Genomic DNA, 26,740 nt, shown 5'->3' with positions numbered 1-26,740 from the left:
CTGACCCTCCCCCGGCCGAAGGCCCCGGCGAGGATCTCCAGCGGGGCCGGGGTTCCCTGGCCGCCGGCGGGCACCGCCGGCTGGGTACTCGAGGCCAGGCGCAGCCGCCGGGCCGCCTCGCTGCGGCTGATCCCAAGCCGTGCCCGAAGGTAGTCTGCGGTATCTCGAAACTCGGTGCGCGTGCCGCCGCCGGCCGGCTTGGCGGCGGGCCACGGGCCCTCCCCGGGGCCGGCGAGGCGGTGCTGCTCGGCGGCATGGGCGCCCAGGACCTGCAGGTGGTCCACGACCTTGGAAAGCTCCTCGATGCCGGCGATCGTCTCGGTGACCTCGTGGCGTCCCAGCAGCAGGAAGCGGTCGGAGAAAGTGGCGGCAAATTCCGTGAGCTCGGCGTGTACTGCGGAGAGGATTCCCACAGTGCCCGCATGCTCCTCGACCGGTGCCGTTGCCATAGTTCATTTTATCGAACAGGAATTCGAATTTTCCTGGAGAATGGCCTATGTGGACAAGCGGTGGGATGAAGATATCCACAGGTGGCGGGTGCCGTGGTCCAAGCCGGACCGGATGCCGGGGTGCGAGTTGAAGTGGGTGCTGGAATCTACCGAAAATCGGGCAAAAAGGCACAGAAAACCCTTGACCTGTTGGGCGGGCAGGTCTAGCTTTGGACTATCAACCGATTGGTTGATCAACTGACAGGTAGATCATGAAGCAAGGACCCGAGGAGCAGCTCAACTCGGCATTCGCCGCCCTCGCCGACCCGGTCCGTCGGGCCCTCATCGCCCGACTCTCCCGCGGCCCCGCGACGGTCAATGAATTGGCTGAACCGTTCCCCATCACGAAGCAGGCCGTCTCAAAGCACATCCAGGTGCTTGAGCAGTCAGGGCTGATCACCCGCACCAGGGAGGGACAACGCCGTCCCTGCCATCTCGATCCGGCGGCACTGGAGGCATTGACCGGTTGGATCGATACCCACCGTCTCACCGTCGAGCGGCAGTACCGCCGGCTCGACACAGTGCTTGAAACACTCAAGGAGAAGGAATCATGAGCAATGCAACAGTGATCACCGCAGTTCCGGACCTGCCGTTCATCGACATCGTCCGCGAGTATGACGCCCCGCGCGAGCTCGTGTACCGCGCCTACAGCGACCCCGAACTGGTGGTGCAGTGGCTCGGTCCGGACCGGCTCACCGTGGAACTGCGGGAGTACGACGTGCGGGACGGCGGATCGTGGTCCTTCGTGCACCGCGACACCGACGGCACGGGGTATGGGTTCCGCGGCGTCTTCCATTCGGCAACCCCGCCTGAGCGGATTATCCAGACCTTCGAGTTCCTCGGCGCCCCCGGCTACGTCAGCATCGAGAGCGTGACCTTCGAAGAGCTCGAGGGAGGGCGGACCCGCGCCGTAGCCCATGCCGTCTACCCGACGATGGAGGCCCGCGACGCAATGATTGAAAACGGTATGGAGGGCGGCGTCGTCGAAGGTAACAACCGCCTCGACAAGATCCTTGCCCGCCTGCAGCAGCACGCCGACAGCAAGTAGGGCGCACGCGGATCGGGGCCTCCTTCCGTCAGCTTTCGGACGGTAGGAGGCCCTGCGCCCCCAGCGTTGCCGCTTGCCCACAGGCCGCGCATATAGCATGCGACGGGAATTCCTGCGGAAATCCTGCGCTGAGCGCGCGGCCGGCATCCCTTACGCTGTTCGAGGGCTGGGGACTGGGGGACGACAATGACAGCGGGCGACGGAGCGGCAGAGCAGGCAAGGCTGGCTGCGGAACGGGTTCAGCGGCTTCGGCGCCAGCTGGAAAAAGCCGAGGACGATGAGCGTGCGTGGGCTGCGGGTGCCGCCGGTGAAGTGCTGGTGGCCGGCCGAATGGCGGAGCTTGAGCGTTCTGGATGGCTTGTCCTCCACGATGTCCACTGGCCGGGTCGACCGAAGGCGAACATCGACCACCTGGCAATCGGGCCGGGAGGAATCCTCGTTATCGATGCAAAAAACTGGTCCGGAGACGTCAGCCTTCGGCACGGGGAGCTGATCCAGAACGGCCACTCCCGCAGCCGGTCAACGGCCGCCGCCCTGGAGCAGGCCGCCGCCGTGGCGGCCCTGCTCGAACCCCAACACAGGACGCTGGTGCAGGCCTGGCTCTGCATGGTCGGTCAACCCGCCATGCGCGGCGCCACGGCGGCCGGAGTGAGGATTGAGGGGATTGACACCCTCACGGCTGCGGCCGCCGCACTTCCGGAGGTGCTCGAGGGTCCGTTTGTGGCGGCGATCCATACCTACCTCGCCGCACAGCTGACGGGCCCCGGAGCCCACTCACTCCTGACCACGGCAACCCTTGACCCATCGTCCGCGGCAAGCCAAGGACTCGATGCACGGCGCCGGGCCGCACGGCAACGGGCGGGCAGGGTGGGAGGCGCCCGAGGAAGCCGGCCGGACGCAGGCCCCTGGTCCCCTCGGCCGTCCCGGACCGCGCCGCGCGGTTCGTCCAGGCGCCGAAAGAAACGGCAGGGCCTCGTCCGGAACCTGCTGCAGTTGGTCCTCCTTCTCGTAGTGCTCTCACTGGTCCGTGAGGTCACCGCACAATTGAGCGAACCCTCGGTGGTCCCCGTCCCCGCAGGAACGGGCCTGATCCAGCCCGCACAGCCGCCAGCGTCTCCATGAGCATTCCGGCCGGTACCGGTCCGGCCCTGTGCCGTCCAGCCGGGGATCCATTGACTGTCAATTCTTCCCGGATTATAGTTACTTTAAGCAACGAAGCACTTGTTGAGGACTGTTATCTCCGACGGGACGCCTGCGGGTGAGGGACCGGTCCGGGTAGCTCACCGGAAGGCGCCCGTCGGTATCGGGACGGTAGTGTCCCCGCGTCGTCTCCTGTGACTACCTCGTCATCCACCTCATCCGGCTGCTAACCGGCTCCGAATCCCTCACCAGCGCACGACCACCACCGACGGGCAATGACGACCGCCAGCCATCACCGACTCCCCGTCGGCAACACCGGAAGCACAATGGCATACTCATCGGCAGATATCACCGCACACGCAACTCCCGAAACTCCCGTGAAATCGAACGGCGCCCAGCCACCCTCGATGTCACATGCGCAGATCCTGCAGGCCCTCACCGGACTGCTCGCGGCACTGTTCACGGCGATCCTCAGCAGCACGATCGTCGCCAACGCCCTGCCCACGATCATGGCCGACCTCAACGGCTCCCAGACCGACTTCGCCTGGGTCATCACGGCAGCACTCCTGGCCAACGCCGCCACCACCCCGATCTGGGGCAAGTTCGCCGACCTGTTCGACAAGAAGCTCATGGTCCAGCTCAGCATCGTCATCTTCGTCGCGGGCTCGGTCCTGGCAGGCTTTGCCTCCACCATTCCGGTGCTCCTGACGGCCCGCGTGATCCAGGGCATCGCCATGGGCGGCCTCACGGCCCTGGCCATGGCCATCATCGGCACCATCATCCCGCCGCGGGAACGCGGCCGGTACTCGGGCTACCTCGGCGGCGTCATGGCCGTCGCCACGGCCGGCGGTCCGCTGCTTGGCGGCTTCATCGTCGACTCGCCGCTCGGCTGGCGCTGGACCTTCTTCGTCTGCGTACCCCTCGCCGTCGTCGCGCTCATCCTGCTGCAGTTCACCCTCAAGCTTCCCCACCTCCGCCGGAAGGTCAGCATTGACTGGGTCGGTTCGATCCTCCTCACCGCAGGCGTGAGCCTGGCGCTGATCTGGGTCTCCTTCGCCGGCAAGGCGGGCTATTACGGCTGGTTCTCCTGGGAGAGCGCCGCCATGGTTGGCGGCAGCGCAGTGCTGCTGGGTCTCCTGTTGCTCGTCGAGACGCGGGTGGCCGAGCCGATCATCCCGCTGAAGATCATTTCCGAACGCACGACGGCGCTCGCCATCCTCGCCTCGATCGCCGTCGGGATCGCCCTCTTCGCCTCCTCGACCTACCTCGGGCAGTACTACCAGGTGGCACGCGGTGCGACGCCGACCGAGGCCGGCCTGCTCACCCTGCCTCTGATCGCCGGCAACCTCATCGGCTCGGTCGGCGCGGGGCAGCTCGTGTCCCGGTACGGCAGGTGGAAGCGGTTCCTGATCCTCGGAGCCGTGTTCCTCATCGCCGGGCTGGGCCTCTCCGGAACCATCGATCACCTCACCGATCTCCGGCTCGTCGGCGTCTACACCTTCCTCTTCGGCATGGGCCTTGGCCTGATGCTGCAGAACCTCGTCCTGGCAGTGCAGAACACCGTGGAGCTGAAGAACGTGGGCTCCGCCAGCGCCTCCGTCGCCTTCTTCCGCTCCATCGGCGGTGCCACAGGGGTCGCGGTGCTCGGCGCCATCCTCGGCACCCAGGTCACCAACCGCACCACCGAGGGGCTCGCGGCGGCGGGCGTGCCCACCGATCCCGCCGGGGCGGCCGGGGGCAGCCTCGACCTCGTGAACCTGCCGGCACCGGTGGCCGAGATCATCCGGGCCGCCTACGGTGACAGCACCGCGCTGATCTTCCTGATCACGGCCGGCTTCGCGGTCCTCGCCCTCGTCTGCGTGCTCTTCATTAAGGAACGGCCGCTGCGGCGCACCGTCGATCTCGTGCCGGAAACGCGCGGATCCGAGGACCTCGAGGCGTAGCTAGGCGCCCGCACCCGCCGCCGATGACAGGGACAAGCGCTCCAGTCCCGCGTCGATGACGGCCCGCCGCAGCCCCTCGGCGGCAGGTCGCTCCGCCGCCAGCCGGTCGGCCAGCCGCGAAAGGGCCGCCGGCGGGCACCCGGCGGCGATATCGGCCCACAGCTCCGCGACGGTGTCACACCCGGTTACCGCTCCGGTCACGCCGCGGAGCTGCCAGGAGTCCCCGGCAACGGAGACGCCGGGAACCCCCGGCAGCCCGTCGCAGAGTGCGTTGACGGCCGAGGCGACCAGGAGGTGCTGCCTCAGCGTCCGCACCTGCCCGACGACGTCATCGGCGACGATGGTCCGGCCGCACGCTCCACACATGGTTCACCGCTCTTCCGGGAGGCTCACGGCATCACGTCACCCGAGTTCGGCCCGAGGGTCTGCCCCACGAAGAGGTTGCCGCCGGGGTCGCTCGCCAGCAGCAGCGCCGTGGGCGCCACCTCCTCCGGCGTCCCGAACCGGCCCAGCGGCAGCTCTTTCCGCTTGGCGGCCTTCCACTCCTCCGAAATGCCGTCGACCAGCGGCGTCTCGATTGGACCGGGCGCAATGCAGTTCACCAGCACGTTGTCGCCCGACACCTCGAGGGCCAGCGACTTGGTCATCCCGATCACCCCGGCCTTGGCGGCACTGTAGTGGCTCAGCCCGGTTCCGCCCTTGATCCCCAGCTGGGAGGCGATATTGATGATGCGCCCCCATTTCCGCTCCCGCATCTCCGCCACCACCTCCCTGCAGCACAGGAAGACGCCCGTCAGGTCGACGGCGAGGGTCTCGTTCCACTGCTCAAGGCCCATGTCCTGCAGCGGCGACTCGGTGAGCAGCCCTGCACTGTTCACCAGGACATCCACCTGCCCGAGGTCCTCCCGGGCCGTGGCGAACGCCCGGGCGACGCTGTGCTCGTCGGCGACGTCGACGGCGAAGGTGCCTTCCGCCGACGCGTTCCGGTCGAGCACCGCCACCCGGGCGCCCCCGGCCCGGAACGCGTCGGCGATGGCGGCACCGATTCCGCTGCCCCCGCCGGTGACGACGACCCCCCGCCCGTCAAAGGGGGACATCAGGCCCTCATCTTGACGGTCAGTCCACCATCGACGATGAGCGCCTGCCCGGTGACGTAGACGGAGGCCTCCGAGGTGAGGAAGCCGATGACGCTGGCCACCTCCTCCGGACGGCCCACCCGCCCCCACGGGATGTCCTTGCCCGCCCGCTCCAGCCCCTCGGGGCCGAGTGAGTTGACCGGATCGAGGGACTGCGGGGTCTCGATCAGCCCCGGAATCACCGCGTTGGCCCGGATCCTGCGGGGGCCGAGTTCGACGGCGACGCTGCGCACCAGCCCCAGCACGCCGGCCTTCGCCGCGGCGTAGTGGGCGTGTTCCTCCCACCCGTACACGCCGCCGGCGATCGAGGAGACCGCCACGAGGGCGCCGCCGTCGTTCATCCGCTGTGAGCCCGCACGCAGGGTGCGCAGCACCCCGGTGAGGTCGACATTGAGCATGTCGTCCCACTTGTCGTCGGACAGTTCGTGCAGCGGGGCGTTGCGCAGGATCCCGGCGTTGGCGATGGCGTAATCGAGCCTGCCGTACTCGGTGAGAGCCCGCTCGGCGAACGCGTCGACCGACTCGGTTGAGCGGACGTCAACCTCGTGGATGATCCCCATGCCGCCGGCGTGCTTCACCGAATCGAGGGTCTGCTCGGGGTCGTGGGGATCCCCGGGGAAGGTGCCGATGATCGACACCACCCCGCGCTGGGCGTAGTTCACCGCCAGGGCGCGGCCGATGCCGCTCGCCGCACCCGTGATGATCGCTACCTCAGGCTGGGACGTCATGGGGTGACTCCTCCCGCATGACCGCGTCCACGTGCTTGGCGCCCATCATCATGAAGCCCGAGAGGAGGGTGCCGAGGGCACCGACCCAGAGGGCGGCGGCGCCGGTTCCGGCGGCGGTGGCAACGATGGTGAACAGGGCGCCGCCGATAATGGTGCCCGGCTGGCTCATCGCCCCGATGAAGGACAGGCCCGTGGCCCGGCAGCTGACGGGGTAGCACTCGGCCATGTAGTACTGGATGGCCGCGTACGGGCCGACCAGGAAGAACAGCCCCGTGCCGTAGGTCAGGATGATCAGGAACGAACTCTCCACCAGCGGGCTCAGCATGACGGCGAACGACAGCCCGGAGATGATCCAGCCGCCGATGATGGTGCGCTTTCGCCCGATCTTGTCACCGATCCAGCCGTGGAACACATAGCCGAAGTAGGCGAGCAGGTTGATGACGATCAGCAGCCAGAACGCAGTCGACAGCTCCACGCCCTTGGCATTCGCCAGGACCGAGGTGCCCAGGACGCTGAAGATCGCGATGCCGAAGAAGTTCAGGATCCACGCGAGTGAGAACACGATGGTGTTCCGGCGCAGCTCCGGCTCCCAGATGCGCTTCAGGGGAGCGGTCGAGGAGTGCTCGACGCCGAAGGACCGGGCCAGGGCGTGCGCCTCATCGGTCTTGCCCGACTTCTCGAGCTCGGTCAGGCGGTGGTGGAGCTCGAACTGCGGGGTCTCCTTGAGCTTCTTGGAGATGAGGAACACGATGATGAAGGCCGGGATGGTGGCCATCAGGTACAGGGCGCGCCAGCCGAAGATCGGGAGGAACACCAGGGCCAGGGCGCTCGCGAGGAGGAAGCCGAGCGGCCACCCGCCCTGGATGAACGAGTAGTGGAAGCCGGGGCGCTTGTGCTTCTTCTCATCCTCGGTGACCTGGTACACCTCGTTCATGTAGGTGGCGTTCACCGCCTGCTCCGAGAAACCGAGGCCGCCGAATGAGCGGACGAAGATGAGCAGGCCGTTGCTGAGGAAGCCGAGCCCGGTGGGGATCAGGGCGGTGAGGCCGGAGACGACGGCGGTGCCGCCGACGGTGACCATCATGCCTTTGCGCCGCCCGAGCCGGTCGATGACCGGGCCGATCCCGAAGCAGACGACCGCCGTACCGACGGCGATCCAGGTGTTGATTGCGTAGGCCTCGGGCGCCGTCCAGCCGAACTCATCCTGCATGGCGGGCAGGAGGGTGCCGAACAGGCCGTAGTCGAAGACCGCGACGGTCCAGGCGAGGAGGGCGAGGACGGTCGCCGTCGTCGTCTGCTTCTTGGTGAATGAAGGGAAACGGCGCTTCTCGTCTCCCTGGGGCGTCGAGAGGTCGACACCTGCCTCTTGGGTGGACATTTCTAGCTTTCCTTTCGGGGGCTCCGGGCGAGGAATGAGTCGGCGATTTCGTCGAAGGTGTGCCAGCTGACACCTTCGTGGGAGTTGATGTGTTGGATGAGGCGCTCGAGCATGAGCAGGACCTGCGGGCGGCCCGAGACGTCGGGGTGGATCGTCATGGTGAAGACCGCCTGGTCCATCTCGGCGTAGACCCAGTCGAACTGGTCGCGCCACATCTCCTCGAGGTGGCGGGGGTTGACGAACCCGTGGGAGTTGGGGGCGGCCTTGATGAACATCATTGGAGGCAGGTCGTCCAGGTACCAGTTGGCGGGGATTTCGACGAGGTCCGTCTCCTCCCCGCGCTTCAGGGGTTCCATCCAGGTCTCGGCGGGCTGGGAGTAGTCGATCTTCTTCCAGCTGTCGCCGACGCGGATGTAGTAGGGCTCGAAGTCGTTGTGCATCAGTGAGTGGTCGTACTTGATGCCCCGGTCCAGCAGGATCTCATTGGTAACCGGCGAGAATTCCCACCAGGGGGCGACGTAGCCGGTGGGCCGGCGCCCCGAGACCTTTTCGATGAGCTCGATCGAGCGGTCGAGGATCGCCGTCTCCTGCTCGCGGGTCATGGCAATCGGGTTCTCGTGCGAATAGCCGTGGACGCCGATCTCGGAGCCTGCGTCGACCACCATCTGGGTGAGCTCGGGGAACGTCTCAAGCGAGTGGCCCGGGATGAACCAGGTCGATGGAAGGCCGTGCTTCTCAAAGAGGCGCACAAGCCGCGGTCCGCCCACTTCACCGCTGAAGAGGCCGCGGGAGATGTCGCAGGGCGAGTCCTCCCCTCCGTAGGATCCGAGCATGCCGGCGACGGCGTCGACGTCCACGCCGAACGCGAGTTGGATGTTCTTGGTCATGGATCAGCCTTTCGACGGGGTGGATAACGGTGGACGGACAGCTGCATGGGGCAGAAGGGTTCCGCGCCGGGCGAACTGCTCGGCGATCCGCGGTGGCGGCATTCCGAGGGTGAGGAGCAGTTGGAGGAGGATCCGGGCCTGCGACGGGCGCAGCAGCCCCGACGGGATGGCGCCGGCCTCGTGGAGGTCCCTGCCGCCGCCGGCGCCGTAGACCTGCATGACCGGCCCGGCGTGCACGCGGGTGCTGACCACGACGACGACGCCGGCCGCCGCCGCTTCCGCCACTGCGGCGCAGAGCGCTGGATTCGCATTGCCGTTGCCCGTTCCCTGGAGCACGATGCCCCGGGCGCCTGCCGCGAGGGCCGCCCGCAGGAGCGTTCCGTCGGCGTCGGGGTGGGAGGCGACGACGTCGACCCGCACCGGGGGCGCCCCCAACGCCGGGAGGGGCAGCGGTTCGTAGACGGGCGGGGCGGGCCGCAGGTCGACCAGCCAGGCGTCGGTGACGGTGCCCGCCGGATCGGTGTCCGGGGTGCCGAAGGCCCGGGCGTCGACGGTCTGGACCTTCCGTACGCCGGCCGCCCGGTGGATGGTCCCGGCGAAGGCCACGAGCACGCCCTGTCCGACGGCGGTGGGGGCCGCGGCGATCGAGAGGGCTGCACGCAGGTTGCCCGGGCCGTCCGGGTGGTCGTGGTCGGCGGTGTGCTGGGCCCCGGTGAAGACGACGGCGCGCTGGTCGTCGTGGACAAGTTGGGCGAGATAAGCCGTTTCCTCGGTGGTGTCGGTTCCGTGGGTGACCACGACGCCAAGGACCGCCGGGTCCGCAAGGGCGTCGCGGATGGCCGTGCAGATCGTGAGCAGGTCGGCGAAGGTCAGCAGGTAGGAGCCCTTCGTCATGACGTCAACCACCCGGACGGGGACCGCGCTGTCACCGGCGCTGGCAAGCAGGGCGTCCCCGGTGTCGGCGGCCAGGGCGCCGCTGCCGGGTGCCGAACTACGCGAAGCGATGGTGCCCCCGGTGGCGAGCAACGCCACATAGGGGGAGTTCGAGGTACCCATTTTCACCTCCGGGGTTCCGGGAGAGGGGATTCAGGAATCGGGTGCGCTGAGTGCGGTGATCCGGGTGGCGGAATCGTTCGCGGTGGCCTGGTGGCAGTGTCCTGGCGGCAAAGTCTGGGGGCGGCGACCTGCTGTTGCGCAATCGCCGGTGGTGCGGCGGTCCGGAGACCGGCGGCCGGGGGTGGGGGCTTGAGGGCGCTGACCTCGCGCGGAACGGCGGTGGGGGCCGGGAACTGAGCGGTCCCCGGGTAGGGGCGCCGGCCGCGTTCCACGGCTACCCAATCGTTTGGGTTGCGTGGCAATTACACTAAAATGTGACGTGGGTCTCGTCAATCAAAAATGTCTTCGGCAATTCAGCTTGAAACATCGGACCTACCGGGGGGAGAAGCAGCATGCGCGCAGAGGGAACAGGCCGGCAACCGATAACGCTCAAGGACCTGGCGGCCGAGCTGGGGATCCACCCCTCGACGGTGTCGCGCGTGCTTCACTCGACCTCGGAGATCGCCCGGGGGGCGGCGTCCTCGGCGACGGCCGAGCGGGTCCGCAAGCTGGCCCGGGAACGCGGCTACTCGCCGGACCCCGGCGCCACGAGCCTGCGCACCCGCCGGACAAAGGCCCTCGGGGTGATCGTGCCCCGCCTCTCCGACCTCGTGCTCGCCACCATGTACGAGGGGGTCGAGGAGGCCGCCGCCGAGGCACACTACTCGACCTTCGTGATGAACTCCCACGACAACCAGGTCGAGCAGCGACGCAAGGCCGAGATCATGCTCGCACGCCGGGTGGACGGCCTGATCCTCGGCGATATCCACGCCGGCAGCGAACTCGTCCACGAACTCCAGGGCCGGCACATCCCCTTCGTGCTGATGAACCGCAGGTACCCGGGGTTCCCATCCTCCACGTGCGACGACGTTCGCGGCGGTGAGCTTGTCGCGGACCATCTCTGGACCACCGGCCACCGGTCGGTTGCGGTGATCGCCGGTGAACCCTACGCGAGCACGGCCCTCGACCGCACCTCCGGCTTCCGCGAGCGGTGGCTCGAGCTGGGCGGGACCCTGCCGGACGCCGACATCGTCTGGTCCCGCTTCGACACCGAAGGCGGCCGGCAGGCCGCCGAGACGCTCCTGACCCGCGGGGGAAGGACCCCGACCGCCGTCTTCGCGGTGAACGACTTCGCCGCGATCGGCGCCATGGGCGCCCTCCGCTCCCACGGGTTCACCGTGGGGCAGGACATCGCCGTCGTCGGCTTCAACGACACCTCACTCGCAGCCCAGCTCCCCATCCCGCTGTCCTCGGTACGCTCGCCGATGCTCGAGATCGGACGCCGGGCCGTCGAGCTGCTGCGCCGGGTCATCGCAGGCGAGCAGGTCGAGTCGCTGCGCCTGACGCCCGAGCTCTTCATCCGGGAGAGCAGTTCCGCCACCGCGGCCGCCCGGGACGCCCTCGTCGGCTAGGCCCGGCCGGCTGGGGGGATCGGACGCAGGTCAGCCCCAGAGCCGGGAGCGGGCTTCCCTGCCCTCCGCCCGCGCCGCCAGCGCCTCCTCGAGGGTGACAGCCCGGAAGGAGGTCTTCGTGCCCGGTGAGCTCCGCGCCAGCAGGTCCATGTCGGCACTGATCACCGTGGCGACCATCGCATAGCCACCGCCGGAGACGGCGTCGCGGTGCAGCACGATGGGCTCCTTGCCGCCCGGGATCTGGATGGAGCCCACCGCATAGCCGGCGTCAACGATGTTCGAGGGGTCGGAGCCCGCCCCGAACGGTTGGGTACGCGGCTTCCAGGCGATGTCGGGCCCGGAGTACCTCAGCCCTGTGCGGTCGGCGACCGGGGTCAGGGTCCAGGTCGCGCTCAGGAGGGTTTCGAGCCCCTCCTCGGTGAGCCGGTGGTCGTAGAGGCCGGGCAGCACCCGCACGGTCACCTCCTTATCGAAGGACGGCCGCAGCGCCTCCTCGAGCTCCGTCCTCCCGCCGCCGTCGGCCCCGGCACCAGGTGCCGCCCCGACGGGCAGTACGTCCTCCGCCCGAAGTGCCCTCCCCTCGAAGCCGCCCACGGCCCCGAGCGTATAGGTGGAGCGGCTGCCGAGGACCACCGGGACGTCGATCCCGCCGCGGACCGCGACGTAGTAGCGGGTTCCCCCGCGCAGCATTCCGAAGGACACCTCATCGCCCGCTGACAGTTCGAGGCGGGACCACTGGGGGCGCGGCTCGCCGTTGACCTTCACCTCGACCGGGGCGCCGGCGACGGCGATTACGGCGTCGGCGTCGGTGGTGAACTTCGGACCGAGGTAGGTGCATTCGAGGACCGCCTCGACGGCGGTGTTGCGGGCCAGGGCGTTGGCCATCTCGGCCGACAGCGAGTCCATGGCACCGCCCTGCGGGATGCCGACGTTGTAGTAGCCGGGCCGGCCCTGGTCCTGCACCGTCGTCGCGAGCCCTGGTTCGAGGATCTTAATGGCCATGGAGCTGCTCCAGGAGGTCTTGATTGTAGGCGGCCGGGTCGTCGAGGGCCCGCTGGAGGTCGAAGACCACCGGCACCTGGCGGTAGGTGTAGGTGCCGGCGTCGACCTGCGCCTGGATCTCCCGGTACTCGGCCTCTTCGACCGGGCGGAACTTCACGATGTCGCCCGGGCGGAAGAAGATCATAAAGTCCCGGAAGTCGGCGAGGCGCTGGGCGGGGTCGAAGATCGGCGCCGCGGCGATGCCGAACATCTGGTAGCCGCCGGCGCCCCGCACCGAGTAGATGCAGGCGAAGCAGCCGCCGTGGCCCACCGTCAGTGCCGGGGTGTCGGTGCGCGGGCTCAGGTATTTGGGCACCTCGAGCTGGTCCTTCTGCGGCACGATCTGGAACATGAACGGCAGCCCCGCGACGAATCCGACCATCGAGACAAGCCACGGCGACTCGTGGTGGCGCCGGATGAACTCGGCGGGGGAGGCGAGCCCGTTCTCCTCGGCGGCGAAGTCGAGGTCCGTCCCCTCAGGGCGCTGGTGCCCCTTGCGGAACCGGGCGCCGGTCTCGCGGGTGTACGGGTCGTCGTACCAGACCGGCACCTCGATAATGCGGGTGTCGAGCGTCTGGTGGCTTGAGTGCGCCACCTCGTCCTCGACCCTGCGGACTTCCGCCTCGAGCCGGTCCGGAGGGAAGACGTCGGGGTTGAACCGGAGCAGCAGCGAGGCGTTCGCGGGGCAGATGTCGGTGACGCCGGAGAGCCCGCGCGCCGTGAGGAGGGCCGCCATCGCGTTCGCCTTGTAATTCGCCGCAAGGCTCATCGCCTCGGCGATCTCAACGAACAGGAACTCGTCGCCGCCCCAGGTGTAGCGGGCGTCGGTCCGCTGGACCGCTGTGTCGGTCATGAGGGCACTCCCAGGAGGTCGGGCGTCGATTCGATGAACTTGGTGGAGTGCACGACGTCGCGCACCTCGCTGCGGGAGAGCACCGCCTGCAGCAGGGGAAGGGTGGTCTTCACACCCTCGATGCGCACCTCGCCCAGGGCCCGCAGGGACCGGGCGATCGTGTCTTCGCGGCGCGCGTCCCACACGATGAGCTTCGCCAGGAGCGAGTCGTAGAACGGGGCGACGACTGAGCCGGTGACCACCCCGGAGTCGATCCGGATGCCGGGGCCGCCGGGCCAATCGAGGCGGGAAAGGGTGCCGGGGCTTGGGAGGAAGTTGCTCGCGGGATCCTCGGCATTGATCCGGAACTCGAAGGCATGCCCGGTGAAGGTGACGTCCTTCTGGGAGAGGCGGAGCACGCCGTCGCGGGCCACGAGGATCTGCTCGCGCACCAGGTCGAAGCCGGTGATCATCTCGGTCACCGGGTGTTCGACCTGCAGCCGGGTGTTCATTTCGATGAAGGCCGCCTCGTGCGACACCGGGTCGTAGAGGAACTCGATGGTGCCAAGGCCGCGGTAGTGACACTTCCGTCCAAGCTCGGTTGAGGATTCGAGGATCTTCGTGCGCACCGCCTCGGGCAGCATCGGTGCCGGGGCCTCCTCGACGACCTTCTGCTGGCGCCGCTGCAGCGAGCAGTCGCGGTCGCCTAGGTGGATGACGTTCTCGCCGTCGCCCAGGATCTGCACCTCGACGTGACGGGCGTTGGAGACGAACTGCTCGAGGTACACGGCCGGGTCGCCGAAGGCGCCCTGGGCCTCCGCCTGGGCCATCTCCACCGTCGATTTCAGCTCCGCAGGGTCGGTCACGAGGCGGATGCCCCGGCCGCCTCCTCCGGCCGAGGCCTTCACGACGAGCGGGAACCCCACCTCCGCGGCGATCGCGGCGGCGTCGTCGACCGGGGTCAGGGCGTCGCTGCCGCGGAGGGTGGGGACGCCCGCGTCGCGGGCGGCCTGCCGGGCCCGGGACTTGTCGCCCATCAGCTCGATGGCGTCGGCGGCCGGGCCCACCCAGGTGAGTCCGGCGTCGGCGACCGCGCGGGCGAAACCGGCATTCTCGGAGAGGAAACCGTAGCCCGGGTGGACGCCGTCGCACCCGGTCGCCGTCGCGGCGCCGAGGACGGCCTCGGTGTTGAGGTAGCTCCGGGCCGCCGCCGCGGGGCCGATCACCTCGACCTCGTCGGCGAGTTCGGCGGCGTAGGAGTTCGCATCGGGCTCGCTGGCGGCAAGCACTGTTCGCAGGCCAAGTTCGTGGGCGGTGCGGAGGATCCGCACGGCGATTTCGCCGCGGTTGGCGACGAGCAGCTTCTTGAGGGTCATTGCTCCGCCACCACCGCAATCACGTCTCCGGGGTTCACCGCGCCGGCGTCCTCGACGGCGAAGCGTTCAAGGGTGCCGCTGACCTCGCTGCGGATTTCGGAGAACTGCTTCATGATTTCGACCATGCCGATGGCCTGGCCGGCCTCGATGCGGTCCCCCTCGGTGGCGAAGGGCTCCTTGTCCGGGGCGGGCTTCCGGTAGAAGATGCCGGGGAGCGGGGAAAGAATGTCGGCCATGGGGAGTCCTTCCAGGCGGGGTTGGGTTGGTTCAGGCGGTGGCCGGCTCCGCGGAGTCCGTGGGGCGGCCGGCGGTGGAGAGCACTTCGCGCACGGCGGCGGCGACCTCCGGCGAGTTGGGGGCATCGGAGTGGACGCAGATACTCGAGAAGTCGATGCGCAGGAGCGTGCCGTCCGAGGCTTCGACCAGGCCGTCGTCGAGCACCCGGCGGACGCGCGCGGCGGCCTTCGCCGGGTCGGTGAGTTCGGGCCGGCGCTGAATGAGCAGCTGGCCCTCGGGGCCGTAGTTGAGGTCGACGTAGAGCTCGCCGACGAATTCGATGCCGAGGCTTTCGCACACCACCTGGTGCTGGGTTCCCGCCAGGCCGTAGAAGGGCACCCCGTAGAGGGCGGCGACCTTCCCAGCGGCCTGCATCAGATGGTGGTCCCGGGCGAGCATGCCGTAGAGCGATCCGTGCGGTTTGATGTGGTGGAGTTCGACCCCCTCCCGGAGCAGGAAGGACGAAAGCGCCCCCACCTGGTAGAGCATCAGGTGCTCCACCTCGTTGGGTGTCAGCTTCATCTCCCGCCGGCCGAAGCCGACGAGGTCGGGGAGACCTGGGTGCGCGCCGATCCCCAGGTCCCGGCAGGCGGCGGCGGAGACGGTGTCCGCCATCGCATCCGGGTCGCCCGAATGGAAACCGCAGGCGACGTTGATGGAGTCGACAAGCTCCATCAGGGGCAGGTCGTTGCCGAAGGAGTGAAGGCCGAGCGATTCACCCATGTCGGAGTTGATTGTAGGCGTCGGGGTCTGAGTGACGCCGGTGGATGCATCAGTCATGCGCTCAACGCTAAACCCGTATTCCACCCCGTGACAGGGGGTGCGGCCCTTTGAAAAATCGGCGGGGGTGTGCTGTTTTCAGCGCCGGGCCGCCGGACGGTCGGCGAGCAGCCCCCGAACGGCTCCGGCGCTGAAGTGGAGGGCGAACCGGGCGAGGGTTCCGAGGCGCAGCGGGACCGAACCCGCGGTGGCCCGGAGCGAGGCGAGGGACCGCAGGGCCTGCGGGGTCGGGGTGCGGAGAAGGCCCCGCAGGACATCGCCGTCGGCGGAGGTCAGCTCGAAGCGTGTCGTGGTGAAGTCGTACCAGAGCGCGCGCGGATTGCCCGGGCGCTGGGCTTTCGCGCCGTTCAGGTGCAGTTCGACACCGTCGTCGGTGGAGAAGGTGAGCGAGTATCCGACGGCGGCACCGGCGTCGTCGGGAAACAGGGCCACCGTGCCGGTGACCGGCCGGCCGCTGGCGAAGCCGTCGATGTCCACCGTCCCCTCGACGTTCAGCCGGTGGTGCGGGTCGGTGCGGAACGCCTCCCAGCCGTCCATCGTGGCCCGCAGCTCCAGGCGGACCGCGGCCTGGCGGTGGGGCAGTTCAAGCCATCCGGAGAGCCGCTCGCTGAACCGGACGCCGTCCGCTGGGCTCTGTCCGCGGGAATCTGCACTTTCAGCCATGGCCTCATCTTCGGGCATTTTGCCGATTTTTACATCAGATATTCCTGCTGCGCGACCAGGTGACCGGCCGCGGGAGGCGCATGGTTCGGCTGTGAAATTCAACACCGCGCTCCGCGCCGGCGGCTCCGCTTTCCGGGACCGGTGGCTGCGCAGGGGGCCACCTGTCCCGGAAGGTTCTCCTGTCCGCGGAATAAACACCTGTGCTCCCGTCGCTATACGCGCCGCTGCCGACGCACCGGCCGCAACGTTCACGGGCTTCACCGCCGCAGCAGTCGCACCGCCGCCCGGAAAGCGCCTCGACCACCACAGATCGGAACAGAACTTTGACGACCCTTTGGGACTCCACCACCGTCGGCAACATCGAGCTCAACCACCGCCTGGCCTTGGCGCCCATGACCCGCAGCCGGGCCAACGCCGACGGCACTCCCGGGGAACTCGCCGCCGAGTACTACGCCCAGCGCGCTTCGCTGGGGCTGCTCATCACCGAAGCCACGCAGCCCTCCGATGACGGCCAGGGCTATATGCTCAGCCCGGGCATCTACACCGATGCGCACGTCGAGGGCTGGAAGGCGGTGACCTCGGCTGTCCACGACGCCGGCGGTGCCCTGTTCATTCAGCTGATGCACGTCGGGCGGATGTCGCATCCGGACAACACCCCGCACCACCGCACCCCGGTGGCCCCCTCGGCCATCGCCCCGGGCGAGACGATGTACACGGCCACCGGCCCCCAGGACATTCCCACCCCGCGGGCCCTGACCACCGATGAGATCAAGGCTGCAGTCCAGGACTTCCGCACCGCGGCCGCCGCCGCAATCCGGGCCGGTGCCGACGGGGTCGAGATCCACGGCGCCAACGGGTACCTGCTGCAGCAGTTCTTCGCCCCCAACGCCAACGAGCGCACCGATGAGTACGGCGGCTCCATCGAGAACCGGGCCCGCTTCGCCCTCGAGGTTGCCCGCGCCATCGCCGAGGAGATCGGCGCGCAGCGCACCGGCATCCGCCTCTCCCCGGGCCTGACCCTCGGGGGCCTCGAGGAGGGCCCCGAATCGGGGCAGCTCTACCGCTATCTCATCGGGGAACTGGCCAAGCTCGACCTGGCCTATGTCCACCTGGTGCAGACCGGCGACGAGGAGCTGCTGCGCGACATCCGGGCGGCCTGGCCGAACACCCTGATGGTGCACCGTCCCGGTCGGGCCCGTGAGGATGTGGCCACCGACGTCGAGGCAGGACTTGCCGATCTCGCCCCGATCGGGACGTGGGCGCTGGCCAATCCCGACGTCGTCGAGCGCCTGAAGACCGGCGCCGAGTTCAACGAGGGTGACCCGTCGACCTTCTACGGCGGCGGCGCCGAAGGCTACACCGACTATCCCGTCCTGGAGCCTGCCGGCAAGTAAGGCCGGCACTCCGGCGCAGGCAGAACACCCGAGGGGTGGAGCGGCTCAAACCGGCTCCACCCCTCGCCTCGTTCGGGGGAAACCGCCGGCGCGCCTGAATCGACCGGCGGGTCGCGGATGCTCAGGCGTGCAGGGTGGGCCGGTAAAGGAGTTCCTGGGTCCGCCCGTCGAGGGTCCGATGCTCCACGAGGTCCAGGTCGAAGTCAGCCGCCCCCTGGAAGACCGGGTTCAAGCCGGTCCGGCCCGTGATGACCGGAAAGAGCGTCACCTGGAGGAAGTCCACCAGGCCGGCCGCCATCAGCGCGCGGTTCATCGAGAGGCTGCCGTGCGAGCGCAACGGCACCTCCGATTCCTCCCGAAGGCGGGCGACGACGTCGACGGCGTCCCCGCTCACCACCCTGGCGTCCGGCCAGTCGAGGGGTTCCTGCAGCGTCGTCGAGACCACTGTTGCCGGCATGTTCACCATCCGGGTCACCCACGGGTCCCGCACCTCGGATTCGCCGGTGCTCGACGCAAGCATCTGCACGAAGTCCCGGAACGTGGTGGCTCCGAAGACCATCCGTTGCTGCTGATCGAATAACGCGAGGCGGCGGTCGAGCAGTTCGGGACCCTGCTTGCCCCAGTAGCCCGTCCAATCGCCGCCCGCGGCAGCGTAGCCGTCGAGGCTTGAAAACACGTCCCAGGTATAGGTGGCGGTCATGCTGCTTCCTTTCGATTGGGAATGGGCGCCTGCCGCACCGTCCTTGTGGGTGGCGGAGCGGGTGGCCGCGACGTTACACCCGTTGGTCGAAACCCGCGACAATCGGCGCCGCGGTGGCTAGGCGCGCTCAACGGGCAGCCATAACTCGGACGTTGCGGTGCTGAAGTCGGCGGCGCGCTCGATCAGGGCCACGATCGAGGGGCCGGGCCGTAACCGCCAGGGGTTAGAGGGGAACCAGTCGGTGGCGGTCGCCGCCCACGTTTCCTGCAGGGCCGCCGGGTACGGTCCAGCGGAGCGGAAGACGGCCCAGGCGCCGGCCGGCACGTCGATAACGTTGAGGTCTGCGGGCACTGGAGTGGTTTCATCGACGGCGACGCCGTGGAGATAGGTCAGCTCGCTGCCCTCGGTGTAATCAGGGTCCACGTCGGCACTCACTTGGAGCAGTCCCGCCGGCTCGGTGCTGCTCAGAGCCTTGAGGCGGAGGTGCTCGGCGGCGGGCAGTGAAGCGATATGGGCCTCGATGGCGGGATTGGCGCCGGTGTGGATGAGCGGCACACGGGCCGAATGGCCGGCGAGCCGGAAAGCCGGACGATGTGTGATGCGGGTGTCCATGGGTGCGTTCCCTTCTACGGTCAGGCGGAACCTGAGCTTCGGTTGTGTCCGAAGGGGGCCACCGTTACGGCGCACCTCGCCAGGGCCGACGCCATGCACCGCCCGAAAGGCACGGTTGAATGCCTCGGTGGAGCCGTACCCGTAGCGCACCGCAATCCCCAACAGGTCGCCGTCTCCGATGACCTCCGCAGCGGCGACGGCCATGCGGCGTCGTCGGACGTACTCGGACAACGGCATTCCCGCAAGCGACGAGAACATCCGGCGGAGGTGGTATTCCGTCGTGCCGAGACTGCCCGCCAGGGAGGCGATGTCGATGTCCCCGGCGAGATGGTCCTCGACGAATCCGACGAGTTGGTTGAGAGCTGCGATCACGGCTTCCCCCTTCAGCGTCAAGCCTGCCAAGCAGAGCGAGCGCGCACCCGACTATCGCGGTCCGATGGAGTCGCGTAGCTTTTGGCGGGCCGGACGCACCCGTTCAGCGGCGGCCGGGGGAGGTCACTGATCCGACCCGACCAGCCAGCGCCACCACCGCGACGGTCCGGACGCAGGCGCAGGCACATGTTCCGGTGCCGGTTCCTCGCCCAGGGCGCGCGCCGCCTCGACGAGATCGTCGGTAGTGAGGGTCATAACGTCGTCGCGGTTGAGCGCGTCGAGGCTGCGGTCTTCGTCGAGGGAGAGCCTCAGCGCCTGGCGGTTGAGCGCCTGTTCGAACAGCGTGCGGGCAAAACGGGCGTTGCCTGAGTCCTCGCCGGCGTGGAGATTGGCGAGGATGCGCCGCAGTATCGAGTCCGCACCTCCCTCAAGCATGTACTCGTGCTGGAGGAGCATCTGGCGGAAGATCGCCTCGAGCGCGTCGACCGAGTAGTCGGGAAAGGTGATTTCCCGGGCAAACCGGGAGCGCAGGCCGGGGTTGGACAGCAGGAACGACTCCATCAGCCGGGGATAGCCGGCCACGATCACCACAAGGCGGTGGCGGTGATCCTCCATCCGCTTGAGCAGGACCTCGATCGCCTCGGGCCCGAAGTCCATCCGGTGATCCTCTGGAGCCAGGGCGTAGGCCTCGTCGATGAACAGCACGCCGTCGAGCGCCCGCCGGATCACCCGGTCCGTCTTGAGGGCGGTCTCACCCACGTACTGTCCCACAAGGCCCGACCGGTCGACCTCGACGAGGTGCCCCTTCTGCAGCAGGCCGACCGCGCGGTACATCTCGGCCAGGAGGCGCGCCACGGTGGTCTTGCCGGTGCCCGGGTTTCCCAGGAACACAAGGTGCTGTGAGGTTGCGACTTCGGGCAGGCCGTGGGCCTTGCGGCGGGCCTGGACCTGGAGCAGGGCGACGAGCGCCCGCACCTGTTCCTTCACCGTCTCAAGCCCGACCAGCGCGTCGAGCTCGGCCTGCACCTCGGAGAGCGGCCGGGCCGGGCCGGGGCGCGGACTGAAGAGGTCTCCTACCCGGTCATCGACCCGCTCCCCGCCGGGCAGCTTGAGCTGCTCGGCCAGATGGCCGAGGGTCTCGCGCAGGTCGTCGAGCGGGTTGCGGCTGGCAGCCATGCGTTTCTCCTGGGGCGGTTGATCGGCCGCGGGGTGAGGACCCGCGTGCTTGGCCCACTCTAGTTCCCAATCTTCACCGAGGTTCCCGATTCTCGCGAGGTATCAGTTTGAGGGGTGCCGGCGAAGTCCGGTGGCGTTGGAAGCGTTTATCACTTCCCATGCAAGCCAAAAATGGAAGTTGACACCCCGTTGTGTTGCACCTCTGTGCGGGCGGACAATCGGCTCGTCAAAAACGGGGGGATTTCCACCGAGCGGCGTCGCGATTATTCCGCGTTTGAACCGTTGGCAGTGCCGTTTCACCGCTGGATGGGGGCCTCAGAGAGAGGGATTGCCATGTCAACATTGGATGGAGATGCTGCGGCCAAAGCGAAGGCCGAGAGAGAAGCCGCGGAGTCGGCAGCCCGGAAGGCCGCGCATGACGAGTCCGCGGCGAAGGTCGCTGATGCGAAGGCATATGCGGAGTTCGAGGAGTGGAAACTCGGCGCGGACGGCAGGAAACGCGCCGCGGAGTTGGCAGCCGAGGCGACTCGACTCGACAACCTTTCGAAGCTGCAGGCCGCCGTCGGAAGCGCCACGCCGGACCTAAAAGGCATCGAGCGCGGCAAGACCACCGCACCGGATGATGTCTTGTACTCAACCTTGCTGACAACGAACGCTCTGGCAAGCGCGGCCAGCAAGGTGATGAAAGTGGTGAAGCGCACTGACACCAACGCTTATCGCATCTTCATCACCTCCGACCCTGATCTGCTCAGCCGGGACGCACACCTGCGCAGCCTGTCATCGCGCTTGAGGTCGCTGACGTCCGCGGTGTCGGAGTTCCCCCGACCTCGGGAGGAGACGCGAATGAATTTTGCTGGGCCAGCACTGGTCGGTGCAGCGACCGCGGTGGCCAAGTTGATTCCAGGACTCGTGGAACTCTTCGCGGTGAACCGCACGCTGACAGGCAAGGCGATCACCATTGAAGAAGAACAGGCCGTCACGGCGGTAGCAGGAGCGCTCGCCGCGGCCGAGGGAGGCGACTTCCTGAAATTCGACGATACGCGCTTCCTTACCGGGGACACAGATATCCAGAAGGAGCGCGATGCGCTTGAGGCAGCGACCATTACGCTTCAGGTTGACGTCGCGCGCGAAAGGAACAAACCCGAGATTGAGCAGGATGCGGGGTGGCTGGCAGCAGCGGCGATAGTGATGAAGGCCGGCCAGGACGCTCTCGCGGCTCTCGACACAGTACCCGCCGGCGCGAAGATCAGCCCGCTCGCGGCTGCGATGGCGACCGAACTTATTCGCGACAGCGACATGCAATTCATCCTCGTCATTCGGCCGGCCGGCGGTTCTGCCGCCCAGCTCATCAACGATCGCCCGCTGGCAATGAAAGACCCCATCTACATCGCCGGCTCTGTCGCACTGAGCTACAGGTTGATCAAGCGGGACACGTCGCAAATCGTTGCAGCAGGCATCGTGGCGGGGAGCGCTGAAATGAGCGGCACGCTTTCGAGCACGATCAACCTCACCAGGAGCACCGAAATCACGCGTTCGGGCGGGGCCACGGCGGACTCGGCGAGAAGCAGCTAGCGGCTTGACTCCGGCGACAGGGCGTGGGGCTTGTCCTTGAACCGGAATGCGTCCAGGCGGTGGTTGCTGCCGGGTTCGTCCCACTGCGGTATCCGGATACGGTGAGGCGCGCTACCTATCTGCCGCTATGGCGCGAAGAATCCCGTCCACGACGCGCTCAACCGGTGCGGTCGCGGCGATGATGACGCCGGTCTCCGGCACGCCTTCCTTTGTCGCGTGCCATTGCAGGATCCGCTCCCGCTTCACCGGCTTCCCGCCGCCCCACTCCTCGTCGGGTCGCTCGTCCAGTCGCCGATTCAAGGTGTCCGAATCGACTTCGAGGACGAAAACGCCATCGAAGAGATCGAGAAACTTCGGGAAGTTGCGTGGGCCACCGCAGAAGAACGTCACGGTCTCCTCCCGGTCGGCGACCAGCCTCTCCACTTCGTCCACACGCCAGATGTGGTGCTCGTGCGCAGAGCCCTCCACCGGTCTCCCAGTCTCGGGATCGCCCTGGTAGGCCAGTTCGCGGTCGCCATGGATGGCGGAATCCCTATCCCACAGCGGCTGGAGCCGCGCCGAGCGGAATGACATGGGGACGTCCCTCAGTGGGTTCCGTGGTGACGTGGGCGGCCAGTCCGAACACCTCCTGCAGCCGCTGCGCCGTGACCACCTCCTCCGGGGTTCCTTCAGCAACGATGGCGCCGTCCTTCATGGCGACCATGGAATCCGAGTACCGGGCCGCCAGCGAAATGTCGTGAAGGACCATGACGATCGTGCGGCCGTGCTCCCGGTTCAGGCGGCGGATCAGTTCCAGGACCTCGACCTGGTGCGCAAGGTCGAGGTAGGTCGTCGGCTCGTCGAGCAGGAGGATGCCCGTCTCCTGGGCCAGGGTCATCGAGATCCATGCCCGCTGCCGCTGGCCGCCGGAGAGCTCCTCGAGCCGGGTATCGGCGAGGTCGAGGATGCCGGTGGCGTGCAGGGCGTCAGTGACAACGGCCTGGTCGGGCACCGAGAACTGCTGGTACCACTTCTGCCGCGGGTGCCTTCCCCTCGACACCAGTTCGGCGACGGTGAGCCCGGACGGCGCAACGGGCGTCTGCGGCAGGATGCTGAGCTGGGTCGCCACATGCCGGGTGGACTGGGAACTGAGCGGCACGCCGTCGAGCGTCACCTGGCCCCCGCGCGGCGGAAGCAGCCGCCCGAGCCCGCGCAGCAGCGTCGACTTTCCGCACCCGTTGGCGCCGATGATCGAGGTGACCCTGCCGTCGGGAACCGCAAGGGAGAGCCCGGAGAGGATGTCGGCCCCGCCGTAGCCGAGGCTTAGATTCTCCGCGCGCAGGCGGGCACTCGGGCGAACGGCGGGATGCGTACCGGGGCGGGATGTCATGTCAGCCTCCGCTGGGACGTGAGGACCAGGTAGATCAGGAACGGGGCGCCGAGGACCGCCGTGGCAACGCCGACGGGCAGCGGGGCGGCCAGGGCGTTGGCGGAGACGGTGTCCGCCACCAGGACGAACGCGGCGCCGGTCAGAGCCGAGACGACGACCGGTGGGAGCGCGGATCCCGCCAGGATCCTGCCGACCTGCGGACTGGCCAGCGCCACGAAGGCCAAGGGGCCGGCGACGACCGTCGCCGTCGCGGCCAGCAGTACGGCGATGGTCAGCACTGTGAGCCGGATCGGTCCGATCCGGGCTCCCAGCCCGGCCGCGGTGTCCTCCCCGAGGCTTGTCAGCAGGAGCCACCGCCGGCAGAACACGGCGGCCAGCAGCAGGACGCCGGCCGCTCCGGCCATCGGACGCACCAGCGTCCAGTCCTTGCCGTTGAGCGACCCGGTGAGCCAGGTCAGCGCCTGGGCCGCGCTCGTCACGTCCCCCAGGGTCAGGATCCAGGTGGTGAGGCTTGCGGTGAAGCCGGAGATCCCGAGGCCCACCAGCACCAGGCGGAAACTGTCGATGCCCTTGCGGTAGGCGAGCAGGTAGACCGCGGCACCGCTGGCCAGCCCGGCGGCGAACGCCGCGGTGGGCAGGCCGACGCCCGCCGCGGGGCCGCTCAGTCCGGCATAGCCGCCCCCGCCAAGAACAAGGACGGTGACGGCGCCCAGCGAGGCCCCGGAGGTGACTCCGAGGACATCCGGGCTGGCCAGCGGGTTGCGCGCCACCGTCTGTGTGAGGGCTCCGGCCGCCCCCAGGCACGCCCCGACGAGCACGGCGGCCACCGCCCGGGGTGCCCGGAACTCGGTGACGGCGAGGTGGGTGCGGGGGTCGGCGGTGTTCCCCAGCAGGGCACCCAGCACCTCCGGGTAGGCGAGCGCCGTGCCGCCGAAAGCCACATGCAGGGCGAAGAAGCCTGCGACGGCGACAACGAGGATTCCCGCAACAGCCAGGGGTCGGGGTGCCACGAGCACGGAGACGGGGCCGGCGCGCAGTGCCCGGAGGGACCCGATGCGCGAACCGGGCGCCGGTCCGGCGGCGCTCACAGGGTCACCAGCCGGCGGCGCCGCGCAAGGTAGACGAAGAACGGTGCGCCAACGACGGCGAGCACAACCCCCACCGAGAGTTCCCCCGGCCGGGCGATGACCCGCCCGGCGGTGTCGGCCAGCAGAAGCAGGGCGGCTCCGAGGACCGGTGACGCGAGCATCAGCCAGCGGTGGTCCGCGCCGACGAGGGCCCGGGCGCAGTGCGGCACGAGCAGCCCGGCGAAGGCGATGGGCCCGGCCAGGGTGACGGCCGATCCGGCCAGCAGGGTCACGGCGGCGATGCCGGTGAGGCGTGCGGTGCGGAGGGAAACGCCCAGGGAGGTGGCGCTGTCCTCCCCGAGGGCGAGCGTGTTCAGGGCCCGGATGTTCGCGGCGGCCAGGACGAACCCGGCGAGCAGGAACGGCACCAGCACGGGGAGGGCGTCGGTGTCGCCGGCGAGGGAGCCGACCTGCCAGAAGCGGAGCGTGTCCAGCGCGGCCTCATCGAGCAGCACGATGGCGGAGACAAGGCCCGAGCACAGCGCCGTCACGGCGGCGCCGGCGAGCACGAGGGTGACCGGAGTGGCGCCATGCCGGCTCGCCGATCCGATGAGGAACACCACGGCGCTGGCCAGCAGTGCTCCGGTGAAGGCGAGCAGCGCCTGGTCCAGCGGCGCAACGGTTCCGGACACAGCAATGGCGGTAACGATCGCCAGTGCGGCACCCTGGTTGATGCCCAGCAGCCCGGGGTCCGCAATGGGGTTGCGGGTGTGTCCCTGCACCAGCGTTCCCGCCAGCCCAAGGCACGCGCCGGCGGCGGCCGCCATTACGGTGCGTGGCCAGCGCAGTTCCCGGATGGTCACGTCGATTGCCGACCCGGTCGGAGTGAAGACGGCATGCCAGGCCTGCGCCGGAGAGGAGGGCTGGCTGCCGATGCACAAGCTGAGCACTCCGGCTGCCACCAGGACGAGGACCCCAACTGCCAGCGGCACCCCGGGGAAGGAATGAGCCACCGCACCGTCGGTCCGGGCACCCCCTGGCACCATCCCGGCGCCGGGATCGGCGTTACTCGTCTTCACTCCAGCCCTCAATCACATAGGTGTCCTGTTTCACTCCTGCTACAGTCTACGTCGGGTCAAAGGCAAGCCTTACCTAACCATGACGCATCCTCGGAGGTGCGCCGTTCCGAAGCGAAAGTAGTTCCTGTGAAGATCAGCATTTCCCGAAGGTTCTGGACAGTTGCGGCAGGCCTCGCCCTGCTCGGCACCGCCGGCTGCGGCGGCCCGGCCGCCGGCGATATGGGCTCCAAGCCTTCGGCCTCCGAGGGCGCCGGCGCCTATCCGCTGACCCTTGAGCACGCGCTGGGTTCCACGACGCTTGAGGAGCGCCCCGAGAAGGTCGTCACCCTCGACCCGAGCTACCTTGACGCCGCCCTGCTGCTCGGAGCCGACGTCGCCGGGTACGTCCAGTACCGCGAGGACCCGAAGGACCCCTTCGCTCCGTACCTCGGGGACGTCGAGGAGGCCACGAAGGATTCGGTGAATGTGGGCACCCTCGCCGAACCCAACCTGGAGAAAATCCTTGAGCTTGAACCGGACCTGATCATCTCGGCGAAGGTCCGCCATGAGGCGCTCTACCCGCAGCTGTCCAAGATCGCCCCCACGATCTTCTCGGAGAGCACCGGGCCGACCTGGAAGGAGAACATCGTCCTCCTCGGTGAGGCGCTGGACAAGAAGGCCAAGGCCGAGGAACTCATCGCTTCCTACGAGGACCGGGCCAAGGCCGTGGGCGCCGACATTCGAGCCAAGGACCCCGACGCCACGTACTCCCTCCTCCGCTTCGCCGGTGAAGACACGGCGCGCCTTTACTCCTCCGACTCGTTCATCGGCGAAATCATGGCCGACATGGGCATTCCGCGCCCGGTCGGCAGCCCCGACACCACCGAGTCAGTGTTCGTCCCGCTGTCCGCCGAGCAGATCCTTGAAGCCGACGCCGGCCTCATCATGGTCAGTGCCTTCCGGCCCGCGGGTCCCGAGGGCGACGCCGCCCGTGCCCAGCAGGAGAAGTTCGAGGCGAACCCGCTGTGGGAGCGGCTGGAGGGCGACGTCCTGCTCGTCGACGACGCCACCTTCCTGTCCTCGGTCAGCATCCAGGGCGCCCACGCCGTGATCACCGACCTCGCCAAGCACTACGGCGTGGACCCGCGCCTGCCGTAGCCGCACAGTGGTCGACGCCGAAGCCGGAGTCGACGACGG

The 26,740-nt window shown here is 68.5% G+C and carries 27 protein-coding genes and 1 pseudogene; 8 read left to right on the top strand and 20 right to left on the bottom strand.

Going from position 1 to position 26,740, the window contains the following annotated elements:
- The coding region (locus ACX80W_RS10205; RefSeq protein WP_459282882.1) for a hypothetical protein at positions 1–449 on the bottom strand (449 nt) is incomplete at its 3' end.
- A 251-nt stretch (positions 450–700) separates the two neighbouring features.
- On the opposite strand from ACX80W_RS10205, the gene ACX80W_RS10200 reads away from it, so the two are divergent.
- The 4 genes and pseudogenes from ACX80W_RS10200 to ACX80W_RS10185 all read left to right on the top strand — a co-directional run.
- Positions 701–1,042: an ArsR/SmtB family transcription factor gene (locus ACX80W_RS10200; protein ID WP_459282880.1), complete on the top strand. Its 342-nt coding sequence runs from the start codon at positions 701–703 to the stop codon at positions 1,040–1,042.
- Positions 1,039–1,536, top strand: a complete 498-nt coding sequence (locus ACX80W_RS10195) for an SRPBCC family protein (RefSeq protein WP_459282878.1) — start codon at positions 1,039–1,041, stop codon at positions 1,534–1,536. The genes ACX80W_RS10200 and ACX80W_RS10195 overlap by 4 nt, the downstream gene beginning before the upstream one ends.
- Positions 1,537–1,722: 186 nt before the next feature.
- Complete coding sequence (locus ACX80W_RS10190; RefSeq protein ID WP_459282876.1) at positions 1,723–2,658, top strand: nuclease-related domain-containing protein; 936 nt, start codon at positions 1,723–1,725, stop codon at positions 2,656–2,658.
- Between the two features lie 425 nt (positions 2,659–3,083).
- Positions 3,084–4,589: pseudogene (locus ACX80W_RS10185) on the top strand (MFS transporter); the annotation flags it as partial.
- A 30-nt stretch (positions 4,590–4,619) separates the two neighbouring features.
- On the opposite strand, the gene ACX80W_RS10180 reads toward ACX80W_RS10185, so the two are convergent.
- Genes ACX80W_RS10180 through ACX80W_RS10155 form a run of 6 tightly spaced genes read right to left on the bottom strand, consistent with a single transcriptional unit; the run spans position 4,620 to position 9,804 of the window.
- Complete coding sequence (locus ACX80W_RS10180; RefSeq protein WP_459282874.1) at positions 4,620–4,985, bottom strand: hypothetical protein; 366 nt, start codon at positions 4,983–4,985, stop codon at positions 4,620–4,622.
- A 23-nt stretch (positions 4,986–5,008) separates the two neighbouring features.
- Positions 5,009–5,716, bottom strand: coding sequence for an SDR family NAD(P)-dependent oxidoreductase (locus ACX80W_RS10175; RefSeq protein ID WP_459282872.1), 708 nt, complete (start codon positions 5,714–5,716; stop codon positions 5,009–5,011).
- Positions 5,716–6,483: an SDR family NAD(P)-dependent oxidoreductase gene (locus ACX80W_RS10170; RefSeq protein ID WP_459282870.1), complete on the bottom strand. Its 768-nt coding sequence runs from the start codon at positions 6,481–6,483 to the stop codon at positions 5,716–5,718. Before ACX80W_RS10170 ends, ACX80W_RS10175 begins: the two co-directional genes overlap by 1 nt.
- Positions 6,467–7,861 (bottom strand): MFS transporter, encoded by a 1,395-nt coding sequence (locus tag ACX80W_RS10165; protein WP_459282869.1) that lies wholly within the window; start codon positions 7,859–7,861, stop codon positions 6,467–6,469. The genes ACX80W_RS10170 and ACX80W_RS10165 overlap by 17 nt, the downstream gene beginning before the upstream one ends.
- A 2-nt stretch (positions 7,862–7,863) precedes the next feature.
- Entirely contained in the window at positions 7,864–8,748 is an 885-nt protein-coding gene (locus tag ACX80W_RS10160; protein WP_459282868.1) for a polysaccharide deacetylase family protein, read from the bottom strand.
- 3 nt (positions 8,749–8,751) lie between these two features.
- A complete protein-coding gene (locus ACX80W_RS10155) occupies positions 8,752–9,804 on the bottom strand; it encodes an asparaginase (RefSeq protein WP_459282867.1) in 1,053 nt (350 codons plus the stop codon).
- A gap of 392 nt (positions 9,805–10,196) precedes the next feature.
- On the opposite strand from ACX80W_RS10155, the gene ACX80W_RS10150 reads away from it, so the two are divergent.
- On the top strand, positions 10,197–11,255 hold the full coding sequence (locus ACX80W_RS10150; protein WP_459282865.1) for a LacI family DNA-binding transcriptional regulator: 1,059 nt from the start codon (positions 10,197–10,199) through the stop codon (positions 11,253–11,255).
- Between the two features lie 30 nt (positions 11,256–11,285).
- Here the strand turns inward: ACX80W_RS10150 and ACX80W_RS10145 are convergent, their stop codons facing one another.
- The 6 genes from ACX80W_RS10145 to ACX80W_RS10120 all read right to left on the bottom strand — a co-directional run bounded on the left by ACX80W_RS10145 (position 11,286) and on the right by ACX80W_RS10120 (position 16,223).
- Positions 11,286–12,257: a 5-oxoprolinase subunit C family protein gene (locus tag ACX80W_RS10145; RefSeq protein ID WP_459282863.1), complete on the bottom strand. Its 972-nt coding sequence runs from the start codon at positions 12,255–12,257 to the stop codon at positions 11,286–11,288.
- Entirely contained in the window at positions 12,247–13,149 is a 903-nt protein-coding gene (locus ACX80W_RS10140; protein ID WP_459282861.1) for a 5-oxoprolinase subunit B family protein, read from the bottom strand. Before ACX80W_RS10140 ends, ACX80W_RS10145 begins: the two co-directional genes overlap by 11 nt.
- On the bottom strand, positions 13,146–14,504 hold the full coding sequence (locus ACX80W_RS10135; RefSeq protein WP_459282859.1) for an acetyl-CoA carboxylase biotin carboxylase subunit: 1,359 nt from the start codon (positions 14,502–14,504) through the stop codon (positions 13,146–13,148). The genes ACX80W_RS10140 and ACX80W_RS10135 overlap by 4 nt, the downstream gene beginning before the upstream one ends.
- Entirely contained in the window at positions 14,501–14,740 is a 240-nt protein-coding gene (locus ACX80W_RS10130) for an acetyl-CoA carboxylase (RefSeq protein WP_459282857.1), read from the bottom strand. Before ACX80W_RS10130 ends, ACX80W_RS10135 begins: the two co-directional genes overlap by 4 nt.
- Before the next feature lie 31 nt (positions 14,741–14,771).
- The gene (gene pxpA / locus ACX80W_RS10125) at positions 14,772–15,560 is read right to left on the bottom strand and encodes a 5-oxoprolinase subunit PxpA (RefSeq protein WP_459282855.1); all 789 of its coding nucleotides are present in this window, start codon (positions 15,558–15,560) and stop codon (positions 14,772–14,774) included.
- Between the two features lie 78 nt (positions 15,561–15,638).
- Complete coding sequence (locus ACX80W_RS10120) at positions 15,639–16,223, bottom strand: hypothetical protein (protein ID WP_459282853.1); 585 nt, start codon at positions 16,221–16,223, stop codon at positions 15,639–15,641.
- A gap of 323 nt (positions 16,224–16,546) precedes the next feature.
- On the opposite strand from ACX80W_RS10120, the gene ACX80W_RS10115 reads away from it, so the two are divergent.
- Positions 16,547–17,617 carry an alkene reductase gene (locus tag ACX80W_RS10115; protein ID WP_459282851.1) on the top strand — a complete coding sequence of 357 codons (1,071 nt, stop codon included), beginning with the start codon at positions 16,547–16,549 and terminating at the stop codon, positions 17,615–17,617.
- Between the two features lie 121 nt (positions 17,618–17,738).
- On the opposite strand, the gene ACX80W_RS10110 is transcribed toward ACX80W_RS10115, so the two are convergent.
- The 3 genes from ACX80W_RS10110 to ACX80W_RS10100 form a co-directional block, all read right to left on the bottom strand.
- Complete coding sequence (locus tag ACX80W_RS10110) at positions 17,739–18,317, bottom strand: dihydrofolate reductase family protein (RefSeq protein WP_459282849.1); 579 nt, start codon at positions 18,315–18,317, stop codon at positions 17,739–17,741.
- Between the two features lie 117 nt (positions 18,318–18,434).
- On the bottom strand, positions 18,435–19,301 hold the full coding sequence (locus ACX80W_RS10105) for a GyrI-like domain-containing protein (protein WP_459282848.1): 867 nt from the start codon (positions 19,299–19,301) through the stop codon (positions 18,435–18,437).
- A 123-nt stretch (positions 19,302–19,424) separates the two neighbouring features.
- Entirely contained in the window at positions 19,425–20,477 is a 1,053-nt protein-coding gene (locus ACX80W_RS10100; protein ID WP_459282847.1) for an AAA family ATPase, read from the bottom strand.
- 171 nt (positions 20,478–20,648) lie between these two features.
- Here ACX80W_RS10100 and ACX80W_RS10095 point away from each other — a divergent pair, with 171 nt between their 5' ends.
- Positions 20,649–22,049 (top strand): hypothetical protein, encoded by a 1,401-nt coding sequence (locus ACX80W_RS10095; protein ID WP_459282846.1) that lies wholly within the window; start codon positions 20,649–20,651, stop codon positions 22,047–22,049.
- A 111-nt stretch (positions 22,050–22,160) separates the two neighbouring features.
- On the opposite strand, the gene ACX80W_RS10090 is transcribed toward ACX80W_RS10095, so the two are convergent.
- From ACX80W_RS10090 to ACX80W_RS10075, 4 genes are read right to left on the bottom strand one after another with little or no spacing between them, the layout of a single operon-like run.
- Positions 22,161–22,622, bottom strand: coding sequence for a nucleoside kinase (locus ACX80W_RS10090; protein ID WP_459282844.1), 462 nt, complete (start codon positions 22,620–22,622; stop codon positions 22,161–22,163).
- The gene (locus tag ACX80W_RS10085; RefSeq protein WP_459282842.1) at positions 22,582–23,418 is read right to left on the bottom strand and encodes an ABC transporter ATP-binding protein; all 837 of its coding nucleotides are present in this window, start codon (positions 23,416–23,418) and stop codon (positions 22,582–22,584) included. The genes ACX80W_RS10090 and ACX80W_RS10085 overlap by 41 nt, the downstream gene beginning before the upstream one ends.
- Positions 23,415–24,506, bottom strand: a complete 1,092-nt coding sequence (locus ACX80W_RS10080; RefSeq protein ID WP_459282840.1) for a FecCD family ABC transporter permease — start codon at positions 24,504–24,506, stop codon at positions 23,415–23,417. The genes ACX80W_RS10085 and ACX80W_RS10080 overlap by 4 nt, the downstream gene beginning before the upstream one ends.
- Positions 24,503–25,564: a FecCD family ABC transporter permease gene (locus ACX80W_RS10075; RefSeq protein ID WP_459282839.1), complete on the bottom strand. Its 1,062-nt coding sequence runs from the start codon at positions 25,562–25,564 to the stop codon at positions 24,503–24,505. The genes ACX80W_RS10080 and ACX80W_RS10075 overlap by 4 nt, the downstream gene beginning before the upstream one ends.
- A gap of 126 nt (positions 25,565–25,690) precedes the next feature.
- Between ACX80W_RS10075 and ACX80W_RS10070 the strand changes: the two genes are divergently transcribed.
- Positions 25,691–26,701: an ABC transporter substrate-binding protein gene (locus ACX80W_RS10070; protein WP_459282837.1), complete on the top strand. Its 1,011-nt coding sequence runs from the start codon at positions 25,691–25,693 to the stop codon at positions 26,699–26,701.
- Positions 26,702–26,740 lie beyond the last annotated feature (39 nt).

Source organism: Arthrobacter melezitosi (assembly GCF_054511055.1).
Note: the sequence above shows the minus strand (reverse complement) of the source record. Positions and strands in the feature narration are given on the sequence as shown.

Coding starts and splice junctions, on each gene's coding strand:
- ACX80W_RS10200 (WP_459282880.1), top strand. CDS start 701: ATGAAGCAAGGACCCGAGGAGCAGCTCAACTCGGCATTCGCCGCCCTC.
- ACX80W_RS10195 (WP_459282878.1), top strand. CDS start 1,039: ATGAGCAATGCAACAGTGATCACCGCAGTTCCGGACCTGCCGTTCATC.
- ACX80W_RS10190 (WP_459282876.1), top strand. CDS start 1,723: ATGACAGCGGGCGACGGAGCGGCAGAGCAGGCAAGGCTGGCTGCGGAA.
- ACX80W_RS10180 (WP_459282874.1), bottom strand. CDS start 4,985: ATGTGTGGAGCGTGCGGCCGGACCATCGTCGCCGATGACGTCGTCGGG.
- ACX80W_RS10175 (WP_459282872.1), bottom strand. CDS start 5,716: ATGTCCCCCTTTGACGGGCGGGGGGTCGTCGTCACCGGCGGGGGCAGC.
- ACX80W_RS10170 (WP_459282870.1), bottom strand. CDS start 6,483: ATGACGTCCCAGCCTGAGGTAGCGATCATCACGGGTGCGGCGAGCGGC.
- ACX80W_RS10165 (WP_459282869.1), bottom strand. CDS start 7,861: ATGTCCACCCAAGAGGCAGGTGTCGACCTCTCGACGCCCCAGGGAGAC.
- ACX80W_RS10160 (WP_459282868.1), bottom strand. CDS start 8,748: ATGACCAAGAACATCCAACTCGCGTTCGGCGTGGACGTCGACGCCGTC.
- ACX80W_RS10155 (WP_459282867.1), bottom strand. CDS start 9,804: ATGGGTACCTCGAACTCCCCCTATGTGGCGTTGCTCGCCACCGGGGGC.
- ACX80W_RS10150 (WP_459282865.1), top strand. CDS start 10,197: ATGCGCGCAGAGGGAACAGGCCGGCAACCGATAACGCTCAAGGACCTG.
- ACX80W_RS10145 (WP_459282863.1), bottom strand. CDS start 12,257: ATGGCCATTAAGATCCTCGAACCAGGGCTCGCGACGACGGTGCAGGAC.
- ACX80W_RS10140 (WP_459282861.1), bottom strand. CDS start 13,149: ATGACCGACACAGCGGTCCAGCGGACCGACGCCCGCTACACCTGGGGC.
- ACX80W_RS10135 (WP_459282859.1), bottom strand. CDS start 14,504: ATGACCCTCAAGAAGCTGCTCGTCGCCAACCGCGGCGAAATCGCCGTG.
- ACX80W_RS10130 (WP_459282857.1), bottom strand. CDS start 14,740: ATGGCCGACATTCTTTCCCCGCTCCCCGGCATCTTCTACCGGAAGCCC.
- pxpA (WP_459282855.1), bottom strand. CDS start 15,560: ATGACTGATGCATCCACCGGCGTCACTCAGACCCCGACGCCTACAATC.
- ACX80W_RS10120 (WP_459282853.1), bottom strand. CDS start 16,223: ATGGCTGAAAGTGCAGATTCCCGCGGACAGAGCCCAGCGGACGGCGTC.
- ACX80W_RS10110 (WP_459282849.1), bottom strand. CDS start 18,317: ATGACCGCCACCTATACCTGGGACGTGTTTTCAAGCCTCGACGGCTAC.
- ACX80W_RS10100 (WP_459282847.1), bottom strand. CDS start 20,477: ATGGCTGCCAGCCGCAACCCGCTCGACGACCTGCGCGAGACCCTCGGC.
- ACX80W_RS10095 (WP_459282846.1), top strand. CDS start 20,649: ATGGAAGTTGACACCCCGTTGTGTTGCACCTCTGTGCGGGCGGACAAT.
- ACX80W_RS10090 (WP_459282844.1), bottom strand. CDS start 22,622: ATGTCATTCCGCTCGGCGCGGCTCCAGCCGCTGTGGGATAGGGATTCC.
- ACX80W_RS10085 (WP_459282842.1), bottom strand. CDS start 23,418: ATGACATCCCGCCCCGGTACGCATCCCGCCGTTCGCCCGAGTGCCCGC.